This is a genomic window from Desulfovibrio sp. (assembly GCA_016208105.1).
GTDB lineage: Bacteria > Desulfobacterota > Desulfovibrionia > Desulfovibrionales > Desulfovibrionaceae > Fundidesulfovibrio.
Genome location: JACQYS010000027.1, coordinates 56,685 through 70,163, shown reverse-complemented (window position 1 = coordinate 70,163; position 13,479 = coordinate 56,685). Strand labels below are relative to the sequence as shown.

The following is a 13,479-nucleotide window of genomic DNA, read 5'->3' as shown; positions in this document are numbered from 1 at the left end:
TAGCCGCCCGGGCGTATCATGAACCGTACCCCTAACTATGTCCGTATTTCAATAAGGCAACCCTAGAACGGGTTGATGGTCCTCTCCCTGGTGAAGTGCATGTACCCGACGTTGGCGCCCAGGCGTAAGCCCACTCCGAAGCGGATTGGGGCCAGGATGACCTTTCCGGACTGCTGGTAGTTCATGCCGAAGCCGCCCACGATGTAGGCACTGCCGTCGATGCTCGGATAGCGCTGGAAGATCTGCTCCGGGTCGGTCATGTTGTAGATCATGCAGAACACTTTGGAGGCGTTCACACCAAGGTCGAACCCAACGGACGGGCTCTGCCAGTAGACGTACACTTTCTTGCCATTCTTCAGATACAGCCAGCCCTCGCCGTAGCGAAGACCCACCACGAGCGCACCCGCGCCCTCGTTGCCTTTGATGAAGCCGGTGGGTTCACCATACTTTTCGAAAGCCCTGGAAATCAGGTCGGCCAATCCTCTGGCCCCGCCCTCGAAAAAGCCCATGACCTGCTCGTCCACTTCCTTGCGGGAGTAGGTGCTCACCTGCACCTGCTTGGCCTCGGGCATGTCGAAGATTTTCCCGGAGCTCTGGCCGGTCTGTGGCGCGGAATCCTGTTTGGCCGCTTCCTTGGATTCGCCCGGTGTCCAGCTTCCTCCAGCGGATGGCTGCGGTTGAGAGGAAGGCTGGTAGGATTGCTGCTCAGGGGCCTGGGTCTCAGGCTTTGAAGGCGCTTTGTCCGCAGGAGCGGCAGGAGCTGGTTGGGCCGGTTTAGCCGGGGCCTGGGGTTTGTTGACGCTGGGTTCGTCGGTGATGTTTCGTTCCTGCAGGGCGTGGGCAGCCAATGGCGCGCAGACCATGCTTACGAGAAAGAGAAGAACGGCCGTCTTTTTCAAGGCGTTTCTCCGTTGTTTTCGGTTGTTCATTTGCCGAGCTTGATCACAAGACCCTCTGAGGTCTTCTCCACTGCGGGGTGTTTGGGGCCCTTGGGAGGATTGGCCAGGTCTAGCACCAACCGGAGTTTCTCGGGATGCGTGCCCACCCGGACTGCTTTCACCAGGCTGCCGGCAGGCTTGTCCGTGCTTTTGTAAGACCATGCCCCGGGCAGGTCGATCACAAGTCTTGGGGGCGCTCCAAGGAGCAGGGCTTCTGGTTTAGAGGATGTGGAGGCCCCTTGAAGAGTGATAATGACTTCTTCACCGGTTTCGCTGACCGTCAATTTGTCCACCACCCGGCGTTCGGGGGCGGGCTTCTCGGGAATCTTCACTTCGGGTTTTGGCGCGGGTTTGGCCTCAGGAGCGGCTTCGGGTTTTGCGGGCTCGGTAGCGGGAGCAGGGGGCTCAGGTTGCACGGCTGCAGGCGCGGCCTGCCCGCTTTTCGCCTGGGCCTGGGCACGTTTGAGATCGGCTTCGGCCTTGCGCAGCTCTTCCTGGGCCCGGCGCAAGGTTTCAGCCCTGGCCTTCTTGGCTTCTTCCTCAGCCTTTTTTGCTTCCGCAGCGGCTTTGCGTTCAGCTGCCAAGCGCGCCTTGCGTTCTGCCGGAGTCTCTTTTTTCTTGGGCTTTTCCGGTTCCACAGTATTGGCTGGAGCCTTTTCCGGTTCGGGAGGCGGGAGCACTTCGGGCATGGGCTCTGGGGCGGGCTGTTCGGCAAATATGCCTTGGAGCGACTTGTCCGGTTCCACGGGCGGGGCAGCGGGAATCGAAGGCGCCGGGGGAGTCAGCGGGGAGACAACGGGTGGCTTGGCGTCCTGGGGTACCTGTACCTTGTGCTCGACAATGGGCGGCAACTGCGCGGTCTGGGGGGAGGCCGCCCCGGGAGCGGGTTCGGCCCGCTTGCCGGAGGTGCGCCACCAGGCCAGCCCACCCACTACCAAAGCGGCCAGTAACAGGGCCGCTAGAATGAGCATCTTGTCGTTGCGTGTCAGGGCCATTGGGACTCCTTGGGGGCAACGGGTATCATTCTTGCGGCAACGTAGGCAAGCTCTTGGTTCCCCAGGTTCCGGAGCGATTGACTATTGCCGGGATGACATCGATATTGTAATACGAAATGAAATCAAGGAGGCTGCCATGCAACGCCGCGTTCGGTCAGTGCGTGTCCCGGCGGAACTCGACGATTTGGACCTGACGGGGGTCATCGCCGAGTGTTCGAAGTATCTGCGGGACCTGGAGTCCGCCACCATGCTCAAGTCCCAGGGAAACCGGGATGCCGCCGAAGCTCTCTTGAAGGCCCGCCAGATGGATTTGGGCAAACGGGTTGGGCTCAAGATCTGGGAGGCCAGGGTGAAGTACGGGGAGAAGCTCCGCAAGGAACACCCTGCGGAAGTGCACGAACTGGAGGGATAGCCGACCGCATGTGACGTTCCAGGAGTCGACTGGGGCAGGCATGGATTTGCTCTTGGTCCAGTCGGGCCCGCATTTGCCAGTACGCACCGTCAAAAGCCTGGAGCCAAGGGGAGGCTTTGTCCCAGCCTGTAGCCTTCCGGCGAGACATCCACCACATAGGCCCAGGCCTGGACACCCACGGCCAGGGCCTGGCGAAAGAGCGTGGCGTATTCCGGGTCGATAGCTTCGGCCGGGGCGAAGCATTGCCCGTCCGGACGCTGAACCGCGAAAAAGAGAGCCGCCCGATTTCCCATGCGCGCCAGGCGCATGAGTTCTCCCATGTGCTTGCGGGCCCGGTCGGACGGGGCGTCCGGAAACTGGGCGGCGCAATCCTCCACCAGGGTCACGTTTTTGGTTTCCACATAGAGAGTCCCGTTAGGCCCAGAGAGCAGCGCGTCGAGGCGGCCGTGCTCGAAGCGGGGCTCGGCAGCGAACTGCGTGTACCCGGCACACTCTGGCAGAATCCCGGCATTCCAGGCAGCCTTCAAGATTCGAGTGGGCATGGCTGTGTTTACGCCCACCCAGAATCCCTCATGCATGACGGCCTCGACAGTGCATGGGTACTTACGTCCGGGCGCATCACTCACCGAAAGCAGCACCTCGCATCCTGGGCGCAAGAGCCCGAGCATGGTTCCGGTGTTGTTGGTATGGGCAGTAAAGGCTCCTGCGGCATCCTCCACGTCCATAAGAAACCGCTTCCTGCGCCCGATGAGCCTGGCCCGCCGGGTGTTGCCGGAGAAGGCGATAAGCGGGCATGAAGAATTTACTGTTTGCACATTTTCCTCTACTGTCTTGGCGATTCGTCCACCGTCACACACGAAAGCAACAGCGAGAGCCGCATGCGTATTTCCCTGAAATTGTCCCGTATCCAGCCGTCGGCCACCTTGGCCATGAACGCCAAGGCCCAGGAACTCAAGGCCCAGGGCAAGGCCGTCATCAGCCTGGCGGTGGGTGAGCCCGACTTCCCGACTCCGGACCACGTCAAGGATGCTGCCAAGGCCGCTCTGGACGCGAACTTCACCAAGTACACCCCGGTGCCGGGCATCCCGGAACTGCGCGACGCTGTGGGCGGGTACTTTGGCCGTTTTTACGGGGTTACCCCACCACGGGAATCCGTCATCGTGTCCAATGGCGGCAAGCAGGCGCTGTACAACCTGTTCACGGCCCTGCTCAATCCTGGCGAAGAGGTGCTCATCCCCGCGCCCTACTGGGTAAGCTATCCGGACATGGTGCTCTTGGCCGGGGGCAACCCCGTGCCCGTGCCCACCGAACCCGAAGACGACTTCCTGGTCAGCGTGGCGGCCTTGGAAAAGGCCCTGAGCCCCGGGACGCGCATCCTGGTGCTCAACTCGCCGTCCAACCCCACGGGCTGCTGCTACTCCAAGGCCCAGTTGGACGCCATCATGGAGTGGGCGGTCTCAAGAAATGTATTCGTCATTTCCGACGAAATCTACGACCAGCTGGTCTACCCTCCGGCCGAACCAGCCTCGTGCATCGGATGGTGGCAGAAGCATCCGGACAAGGTTGCGGTGGTCAACGGCCTGGCCAAAAGCTTCGCCATGACCGGCTGGCGCATCGGGTACGCGGTTACCCATCCGGATCTGGTGAAGGCTCAATCCAAGATCCAGGGGCAGTCCACGTCCAACGTTTGCTCCTTCGCCCAGAAGGGCGCTGTGGCCGCGCTCACCGGGAGCTTCGACTATGTGGAGATGATGCGGGCGAATTTCCAGCGCCGCCGCGATCTGGCCATGAAGATCGTAAGCACCTGGTCAGGGGTGAAATGTCCCAATCCTGGCGGGGCGTTTTATCTGTTCCCGGATGTGTCCGCCTGCTACAACAAAAAAACACCGGATTCGGCCACGCTGTGCACCCGAATTCTGGAGGACGCCCTGGTGGCTCTCGTTCCGGGAAGTGCGTTCGGCGACGATCGCTGTATCCGTTTCTCCTACGCCGTGGACGACGAGACTCTGGTGAAGGCCCTGGAAGCTGTGGGTAAGGTGCTGAAGTCTTAGCTTGCTCAATCGTAACATGAACGTGTTTTCATGAGGGGTTGGCGTTTGTTTGGAGTAGAGGGAGCCGTGTTTGCCCCAAGGCGACACGCGAGAACGAAAAGGAGCTGCCGCGATGTCTAACAACCTGCTCGATTGGACCAGCGCTTACCCCAAGGGGGTGTTCCCCAGCGAAGGTCAGGCCCGGCTCGGGGCCTTTGTGGAAAAGCTCTCCACCGACCTCTCCGGTCCCGGCGGCGGCAAGTTGCCTTTCATAAACATGCCCCACTGGCCCGCGCTCAAAAAGGATTTGAACCAGCTCAAACCCAAGCTGAAGAAATTCAAGCATATGCTGCTTTTGGGGATAGGCGGGTCCGCGCTTGGCCCCAGGGCCTTGCAAAAGGCCTTCTTCCCTCAGCAGGATCATCCGGGCCACGACGGCCCCTGGCTCTGGATCGCGGACAACGTGGACGTGCCCACGCTCATAGCCTACTTCACTAAACTGCATCCCAAGGAGACGGTGGTGCTGGCCATAAGCAAGTCCGGCGGCACCATCGAGACCACCAGCCAGTATTTTCTGGCCTGCCAATGGCTGAAAGACAGCCTGGGCCAGAAGTGGAAGGACCACCTGATCATGGTGACCGGAGACGAGGGGTTCTTCCACCAGGAGTCCCAGAAGCACGGCTTCACCACCCTTCCCGTGCCCACATACATGGGGGGGAGGTACTCGGTGCTCTCGGCTGTGGGGCTCGTTCCGGCAGCGTTCCTAGGCATCGACTACGAGGCCCTGGTGGAGGGCGCTCTGGCGGTGTCCACTCCGCTTTTCGACACCATTCTTTCCCCCAAAATCCTGTCGGCCCACCCCGCCTGGCAACTGGCCACCTGGAACTGGTCCCTCGTCGACTCCGGTTTCGACCAGCTGATCTTCTTCTGCTACGTGCCGCAACTGGCCACCATGGGCGCCTGGTTCGGCCAGCTCTGGGCGGAGAGCCTGGGCAAGCAGGGCAAGGGATCCATGCCGCTTCCGGCCGTGGGCGTCACGGACCAGCATTCGCTGCAGCAGATGTTCTTGGATGGCCCGCGCAACAAGGGGTGCCTGTTCATCACCAGCGATGAAGAACACCAGGGGTTGGCTTTCCCGGACGACATCCCCGCCGAGTTCGGCTTCCTGCGCGGCAAGATGATGGGCGATCTTCTCCCGGCTGAGGCATTGGGATCGCGCATGGCCATGACCCAGCGGGGGATTCCCCTGGTTGAGGTGCGCATCGGGGAATGTTCCGAGCACCAGTGCGGCAGGCTCATGGCCCTTCTGGAACTGACCACCCTGTTCACAGGCTGGCTTATGTCCATCGATCCTCTGGACCAGCCGGCGGTGGAGCTGGGCAAGCGCCTGGCCAAGGCCCGTCTCGGAGCGGACGGCTTGGTCAAGGAAAAATCCGAGCTGACCGCATTCCTGGCGGCCGAACACAAGACCACGGAGTTTTAACGGGTGACGCGACAGGAGGGCGCCGGCCGGGATGGGTCTTTTGGACTAATAAAGTTCGTATCCTGGGGCGCCCTCGTTCTCATTCTGCTTTCGAGCCTCTTTCTTTCCATCTTCCTGGCCAACTATGCCCGGCAGGTGCTGTTGGACAAACAGCACGAGTTCGCGCGCCTCTGGGCCGAGACCCTAAACCACAACATCTCGCGCCGCTTCGCCCTGCCAGCCGTGCTCCAGTTCGGCGAGCTCAATCTGGCCAATCCTGAGCAGTTCAAGGTGCTTGATACAGTGGTCCAGTCTGTTCTGGAGGACTTCCCGGTACAGGACATGCGCATCTTCACTTCCGGCGGCGTCGTGGTCTATGCCCTGGACAAGTCTCTTGTGGGACAGGAGGGGCTGGGAGGGGAGGCAGTGGCCCAGGCTGTGGGCGAAGGCAAGCTCCACTACGAGTTTCTCTACCAGACGGGCCTTCTTGGCGCCATGTTCTCCGCGGAAATCGTCCCCCGCTCCGTGGTGATGCGCACCATGTCCCCTCTGCGCTTCAAGGGGTCCTTTCCGGCCCAGTTTCTGGAGAACAACGGAGCTCATGAAGAGAAATCCCGAGAGGTCGGCAGCCCCGGGGGGCTCGTGAAGGTGGACGAGGTCATCGGAGCCTTGGAGTTCACCCAGGACATCACAGCCGACTACCAGAAGCTCATCAACTTCCAGCGCATCATCATCCTTGCCAATCTTGGCACGTCGCTGGTGATTTTCTTTATCCTGCGCATGCTCATCCACCGCGCGGACCGAATCAATGCCCAGCGGATGCGCGAAAAAGAGGACTTCGAGCGGGAGATGGTGCAGAACGAAAAGCTGGTCAGCATGGGGCGCATGGTGGCGGGCATCGCCCATGAGATCCGCAACCCCCTGGGCATCATCCGCTCCAGTGCTGAACTTTTAGTCTCCCGCCTGAAGGACAAGGACCCGCTGACCGTCAAGATTCTCTCGGCCATTCATGAGGAATCGGTCCGGCTCTCCAAGACCGTGAGTGAATTTCTGGATTATGCCAGGCCCAAGGCCCTCAAAGTGGAGCCGGCGGACCTGGGGTTGGTGATCGACCAGGCCCTGGCCTTCCTGGAGCAGAAGTGCCGGGAGCAGGGTGTGGAGGTGGTGCGCCAGTACGGGCCGGGCATCGTTGTCCAGGCGGACAAGGACCTCCTGTACCGGGCGGTGTACAACATTCTGGTGAACGCCCTGGAGGCCATGAATGGACAACCCGGTGTGACTGAAGAGGGCGTTCGCGGCCAGATAGTGATCCAGGCGTCAGCTGAAAAGGACGGGGCAACGCTTCGAGTCACGGACACAGGGCCCGGCATTCCCGCCGGTATCCGTGACAAGCTCCTGGACCCGTTTTTTACCACCAAGGAATCCGGAACGGGCCTGGGCTTGGCTATAACCGCCAACATCCTGCGCAGCCACGGCGCCACAATCGCGCTGGGCGACAATCCCGAGGGCGGGGCCAGGGTGGACATAGTCTTCTCCAAACCATAGATACCCATAACCATGGCGACACAAGTTCTCATATTAGACGACGAACGCAATTATCTGCTCATTCTGGAAGCATTGCTGGCGGACGCCGGCTATGCAGTAACCGCGCTGGACGATCCCGAGATGGGCTTGGCCTATCTGGAGGAATCCGAAGTGGACGTGGTCATCACTGACATGAAGATGCCCAAGATGACCGGCCAGGAAGTGCTTGAACACGTCAAAAAGGCCTACTCCCACGTGCCTGTCATCATCATGACCGCCTTCGGTTCCATCGAAGGGGCCGTGGAGGCCATGCGGGTGGGCGCATTCGACTATATCACCAAGCCATTTTCCAACGATGAGCTCATGCTCACGGTGGCCAAAGCCGCCCAGTTTGCCAGTACACAGCGCGAGAACATCTACCTGCGCCAGAGCCTTGAGGAACGCTACGCCGTCCATCAGCTGATCGGGCGTTCCAAGGCCATGGGGCAGGTGCTGGAGCTGGTGGACCGGTCCGCTCCGTCGCGCTCCACGGTGCTCATCATGGGCGAATCTGGAACGGGCAAGGAGATGGTGGCCAAAGCCATACACTACGCTTCCCCGCGCAAGGACCAGCCCTTCGTCACCGTGAACTGCATGGCCTTGAGTTCCGGGGTGCTGGAGAGCGAACTCTTTGGGCACGAAAAGGGATCATTCACTGGTGCCGTGGCCAAACGGCGCGGCCGGTTTGAAATGGCGCATGGTGGGACGCTCTTTTTGGACGAAATCGGTGAGCTTTCCGCCGACATACAGGTGAAGCTTCTTCGCGTTCTGCAGGAGCGCACCTTCGAGCGCGTGGGTGGCACGCAGCCCATCGAGGTGGACATCCGGGTGGTGACCGCCACCAACAAGGACCTTCAGGCCGCGGTGGCAGCCGGTACCTTCCGTGAGGATCTGTTCTACCGCTTGAACGTGGTTCGCATCGACATGCCCGCCCTGCGGGAGCGGCGCGAGGACATCCCGCTGTTGGCCGGCCATTTCCTTCGCAAGTACGCAGCTGAAAACGAAAAGACGGTACAGGGTTTCACGTCCGAAGCTATGGATTCACTCACCGGATACGAGTGGCCGGGTAACGTTCGCCAGCTCCAGAACGTGGTGGAGCGTTGCGTGGTGCTGGCTTCAGGTGAGTTGATCGGCGTGGAAGATTTGCCCGCCGAAGTGCGTGACGAGGAAACCCAGTACAAATCGGCCGTGGACCTCCTGCCTGTCCAGATAAACCTGGGCGAGACCCTGGAGAAGATCGAAGCCGCCCTGGTGCGCCGGGCCCTGGCCAGGACGGATTTCGTGCAGGTGAAGGCAGCCGAAATGCTGGGCGTTTCCAAGAGCTTGCTGCAGTATAAACTGAAAAAATACAATATTGCAGGGCACTAGGACGCATGCGCAAGGTTTGGTTCGCGTTCTACCTTCTGGCGACAGTGGCAGGACTTTTTTTTGTGATCGAGTTCGGCCTGCGCTTTTTCGACTTTGTTCCAAACAGTTTTTTCCTACCCAGGTACTACGCCGGTGTGCACGGAGACCTGGAGCCGGGAATGCGAATCACGGATAGCCTCTATCCGCAACTGCTCTACCGTATCACCGCTACTCAACAGGGCACGCGAGGGCTTGTACCTTTTACTGCAAAAAAGCCGGAAGGAACCCTGCGCGTGCTGTGTGTCGGCGACTCCTTCACCTTCGGGTACGGCGTGGATGACGAAGACACCTACCCCGAACTTCTCCGCCAGGAACTCGGCCGCCGCTTTCCAGGGCGCTCTATCGAGATCGTTAACGCCGGGGTGCCCATGTTCGGCATCCTCGACGAAATGGATTACTTCCTCCAGAAGGGAGCGGCTCTGAACCCAGACGTGGTAGTGCTGCAGTTCTTCCTCAACGACCTCCAGGATATCTGTCGCGAGGTAGTCATCCGCGAGATGTTTTCCAACGATCCCACCTATTCCAGGCGGAGTGGGATTTCTAAGCTACTCTCCGGTTCAAGGTTGTATCAATTGGCCGTCAGTGTTCGCCTCGCCTTCACCAAAACCACCCAATTCACCCAGCCTGTCAGCCGGAGCGCGAGGGAAACCGCGAGATTCAATCCAGGACTCGATCCATACAGATTCAAGGCCTCCAAAGAAACGGTCGATTTTTTCGGCTCCCATGAACGCATCGCGGGCGGTGATCCTTCAGGTCCGGCCGCGCCTGCCTGGGAAGCCTATCTGGAGGCTCTAAAGGGCTTCAGGGACATGACCCGCCATTTCGGTGCGGACATGCTCTTTTTGTGTGTGCCGGACCTAGTGCAGGTTGAGGGCAGGGCCTACACAGTGAACCAAGTCCTGTCTCCTGCCCTGGAAAGACTTGGCATTCCGGCTGTGGACATGCTCGCATCCTTCAGGACCGCCCGGTTCTTGACCGGTGTCCATCCCTACTTGGTTCCCCGCGATGGCCACTGCTCCCCATATGGTAACCAGCTCATCGCTCGCGCTGTGGCGGACAGTTTGGTCTTGGCCGAATCATCTGAGAAAAAAAGCCTTTTGCGAGTGGCTCCGAGACCTCGCATGTCAAGCTTCGCAGGCCCCTTGGAGGCGGAGGTCCTGGCAGATCCTCAGGCGATTTTCACCCTGGCTCCGGGCGCTCGGCTGATTGGCAGGCTGGAGCGTGTGTCCGGTCTGACCGTAGAAAAAGAAGGCTCCTTCCCCATCAACGCCGTTAAGCTTGAGGATGAGGCCGCTGGGGAAGGTGAGGCGGAGTTCTCGTTTGTTGCCCCCGAGCCCCTCTCTTCCGTGGAGTTGCGCTTGCCAGGGTATGCTGGGGAGGATCCAGCCCGTCGCTCGAAGCTCGAGGCATATTTTTCCCTTGATGGCAAAGTCTGGCAGCCTCTTCTTTGCAAGGCCAGCACGGGATCGCAACGACAGGGAACGTACGAATCATACTTTCTCCTCGACCTGCCGTTTAAGGACATTGCCCCTACCTCCTTCAGAATACTCGTGCGCATGTCCGGTACGAGTAGGCTCTGCACCGAACGCATGGACGGGCAAAAGCGGGAGCGGCGCATGATGGTCACCGGATTTCCGGCGGGGCGATGAACACACTCGACATCGCCGAATACGTCTCGGCGCTGAAGGCCTCGGAGCGCCTCAAGAACTGCATTTGCCACCATCGCCTCATCCCTGCTCGCGAAGCCGAATATGCTGATCCTGTAAGACCACTGTCCAGGGCGGTGCAGGAGATGCTGGCCGCACGCGGGATCGAACGCCTCTACAGCCATCAGGCGCGCTGCCACTCCCTTGCCCGGGCCGGGCGCCACGTGGTGGCTGCCACGCCAACCGCGTCCGGCAAGACACTGACCTACACCCTGCCCGTCTTGGAGCAGATCATCGCCGATCCGGCTAGCCGGGCCCTGTTTCTCTTTCCTCTTAAAGCTCTTGCCCAGGACCAGTTGCGGGCTTTTAATGAGCTGACGTCCTTGTTGCCTGCCTCGGCCAGGCCAACGGTGGCGGTGTACGACGGTGACACCACCCCGCATTTCCGCAAGAAGCTGCGCCAGAACCCTCCGAATGTACTGATCACCAATCCTGAGATGCTCCACCTTTCCATTCTGCCCCATCAGGAAACCTGGGCCACGTTCCTGGCCGGGCTCACCCATGTGGTTGTGGACGAGGTGCACACCTACCGGGGAGTGATGGGCTCGCACATGGCCCACGTGTTCCGTCGGTTGAACCGGGTGTGTGAACGCTTTGGGACTCGCCCGACACATCTTTTCTGTTCGGCCACCATAGGAAATCCTGGAGAGCTGGCCCGGGCTCTCACGGACCTTCCTGTGGAGGTGGTCTCCGAATCCGGCGCGCCTTCCGGCAAACGCCACTTCCTCTTCGTGAATCCGATTCAAGGGGCGGCGCACACGGCCATAATGCTCCTCAAAGCTGCGTTGGCCCGAGGGCTTCGCACCATCGTCTATGCCCAGTCCCGCAAGATGACCGAACTCATCGCCCTGTGGGCAGCGGAAAAGGCCGGCCCCATGGCCCCGCGCATCAGCGCCTACCGATCCGGGTTTCTGCCTGAGGAACGCCGCGACATCGAAGCAAAAATGGCCTCGGGGGAGCTGTTGGCAGTCATTTCCACCTCGGCCCTGGAACTGGGCATCGATATCGGGGGCCTCGACCTGTGCATACTGGCCGGATACCCCGGCACGGTGATGTCCACCTGGCAGCGCGGAGGCCGCGTGGGGCGCAGCATGCGCGAGTCGGCCATGATCCTGGTTGCGGGTGAAGACGCCTTGGACCAGTACTTCATGCGCCATCCTGAGGACTTCTTCGACCGGCCGCCCGAGGATGCCGTGGTCAACCCGAACAATCCGGCCATCATGGCCAGGCATCTGGAATGCGCGGCGGCCGAATACGCCCTGCGTCCCGGTGAGCCGTACCTGGCTTCGGAGGCGGCGCGTTGCGAGGTGGAGAAACTCCTGGTTGTTGGGAAGCTTTTGTTGGACGCCAAGGGCGAGCGCATCCATGCCGGGCGGAAATCCCCGCACCGGGACGTTGATCTGCGCGGCTCGGGCGGACGCTACCATATCGAGGCTTCCGGCGGGATTTCCATCGGGTTCATGGACGAGCACAGGGCGTTTCGTGAAACCCACCCGGGTGCCATCTATCTGCATCGTGGCGTCAGTTACCTGGTCGAGGAGTTGTCTCTGGCTGAGCGCCTGGCCAAGGTGGTGCCCAAACAAGTCGATTATTACACCCGCACAAGAGGCCAGAAGACCACGGAAATACTCAGCGTGAAGGATCAGGGAGTGGTCTTCGGGGCCCGTGTTGGCTTCGGGCGGCTCAAGGTAACTGAGACCATCACCGGATATGAGAGACGCAAAACCCGTGGCGGCCAAATTTTGAACATTGTGCCCCTGGACCTGCCGCCCCTGACATTTGAAACTGAAGGGTTGTGGTACGAAATACCCAGAGAGGTGCAGGAGGAGGCTGAGAGACGCCTGTTTCATTTCATGGGCGGCATTCACGCCATGGAGCACGCCTCCATAGGCATCCTCCCGCTGCTGGTCATGACCGACCGCAACGACCTTGGCGGCATCTCCACCCCGTTGCACCCGCAGCTTGGAAGAGCGGCGGTGTTCATATACGACGGTGTGCCCGGTGGAGTGGGCCTGACCCGTCAGGCCTATGCCCGGGCCGGGGAACTGCTCGAGCGGACGCTGTCCGTTATGACCGGCTGCTCCTGCGAGAACGGCTGCCCTTCCTGCGTGCATTCCCCCAAATGCGGCTCAGGCAACCGGCCGATCGACAAGGTCGCCGCCCAGTTCGTGGCGGAGTCCATCCTTAGGGGAGTTCCAGAATCCACGGAACCTTTTGTTGTGGAGACTGTTGGCGGGGTTAACGACCCAGGTTTTACCCTGGGCGAAGCTCATGACAGACAGGGAACGGATGGCACTTCAGACGTATTCAACGGTTCGGTGCCGCAATCCCAAGCGTCGCATCCTCCAGGACGGTTCGCCGTGTTCGACCTGGAAACCCAGCTTTCCGCCCAGGAAGTAGGCGGCTGGCACAACGCAAGCAAAATGCGTCTTTCGGTGGGCGTGGTCTACGACTCCGCGCTGGACGATTTCCTGGTCTTTACGGAGGAGCGCGTAGGGGAGCTGATACAGTCGCTTGAAAAAGCGGACCTCGTAGTGGGGTTCAACTGCAAACGGTTCGATTACGAGGTGTTGCGCGGCTACTCGAATGTCGACTTCGGCTCACTGCCCACCCTGGACATGCTTGAGCACATAAAGAGCCGCATCGGTGTGCGGATCTCCTTGGACACTCTTGGCGCGGCCACCCTGGGAGCGTCTAAAACAGCAGACGGGCTCAAGGCCCTGGAGTGGTGGAAGCAGGGAAAACTGGACGAGATCACCCGCTACTGCACGACGGACGTGGCTCTTACCCGCGATATCTATCTCTTCGGGCGCGAAAACGGGTATCTTTTGTACCGCAACAAGGCCCAGAAGATAGTTCGCTGTCCTGTGACATGGTTTTAGGAATTTATACGACTTGTCAGCGCGTTAGACTCCAGCTAAGGTTTTGAAACATTTCGCCCATCGAAAGCAGCTCAGCACCGGCAG

At 60.4% G+C, this 13,479-nt stretch carries 10 protein-coding genes; 7 read left to right on the top strand and 3 right to left on the bottom strand.

Annotated elements, in window-relative coordinates; translation table 11 throughout:
• Nucleotides 1-62 precede the first annotated feature (62 nt).
• Nucleotides 63-863 (bottom strand): DUF1134 domain-containing protein, encoded by an 801-nt coding sequence (locus HY795_16880; protein MBI4806893.1) that lies wholly within the window; start codon nucleotides 861-863, stop codon nucleotides 63-65.
• Between the two features lie 62 nt (nucleotides 864-925).
• Nucleotides 926-1,933, bottom strand: coding sequence for an AMIN domain-containing protein (locus HY795_16875; protein MBI4806892.1), 1,008 nt, complete (start codon nucleotides 1,931-1,933; stop codon nucleotides 926-928).
• Nucleotides 1,934-2,069: 136 nt separating this feature from the next.
• Between HY795_16875 and HY795_16870 the strand changes: the two genes are divergently transcribed.
• The gene (locus tag HY795_16870; protein MBI4806891.1) at nucleotides 2,070-2,345 is read left to right on the top strand and encodes a hypothetical protein; all 276 of its coding nucleotides are present in this window, start codon (nucleotides 2,070-2,072) and stop codon (nucleotides 2,343-2,345) included.
• 89 nt (nucleotides 2,346-2,434) lie between these two features.
• Here the strand turns inward: HY795_16870 and sfsA are convergent, their stop codons facing one another.
• Entirely contained in the window at nucleotides 2,435-3,070 is a 636-nt protein-coding gene (gene sfsA, locus HY795_16865; GenBank protein MBI4806890.1) for a DNA/RNA nuclease SfsA, read from the bottom strand.
• A 153-nt stretch (nucleotides 3,071-3,223) separates the two neighbouring features.
• Between sfsA and HY795_16860 the strand changes: the two genes are divergently transcribed.
• The 6 genes from HY795_16860 to HY795_16835 all read left to right on the top strand — a co-directional run bounded on the left by HY795_16860 (nucleotide 3,224) and on the right by HY795_16835 (nucleotide 13,395).
• Nucleotides 3,224-4,396 (top strand): pyridoxal phosphate-dependent aminotransferase, encoded by a 1,173-nt coding sequence (locus HY795_16860; GenBank protein ID MBI4806889.1) that lies wholly within the window; start codon nucleotides 3,224-3,226, stop codon nucleotides 4,394-4,396.
• Between the two features lie 112 nt (nucleotides 4,397-4,508).
• On the top strand, nucleotides 4,509-5,858 hold the full coding sequence (locus tag HY795_16855) for a glucose-6-phosphate isomerase (GenBank protein MBI4806888.1): 1,350 nt from the start codon (nucleotides 4,509-4,511) through the stop codon (nucleotides 5,856-5,858).
• Nucleotides 5,859-5,861: 3 nt separating this feature from the next.
• Nucleotides 5,862-7,382 (top strand): HAMP domain-containing histidine kinase, encoded by a 1,521-nt coding sequence (locus HY795_16850; protein MBI4806887.1) that lies wholly within the window; start codon nucleotides 5,862-5,864, stop codon nucleotides 7,380-7,382.
• 12 nt (nucleotides 7,383-7,394) lie between these two features.
• A complete protein-coding gene (locus HY795_16845; protein ID MBI4806886.1) occupies nucleotides 7,395-8,768 on the top strand; it encodes a sigma-54-dependent Fis family transcriptional regulator in 1,374 nt (457 codons plus the stop codon).
• A gap of 5 nt (nucleotides 8,769-8,773) precedes the next feature.
• Nucleotides 8,774-10,456 carry an SGNH/GDSL hydrolase family protein gene (locus tag HY795_16840; protein ID MBI4806885.1) on the top strand — a complete coding sequence of 561 codons (1,683 nt, stop codon included), beginning with the start codon at nucleotides 8,774-8,776 and terminating at the stop codon, nucleotides 10,454-10,456.
• Nucleotides 10,453-13,395 (top strand): DEAD/DEAH box helicase, encoded by a 2,943-nt coding sequence (locus HY795_16835; GenBank protein ID MBI4806884.1) that lies wholly within the window; start codon nucleotides 10,453-10,455, stop codon nucleotides 13,393-13,395. The genes HY795_16840 and HY795_16835 overlap by 4 nt, the downstream gene beginning before the upstream one ends.
• Nucleotides 13,396-13,479: the final 84 nt, after the last annotated feature.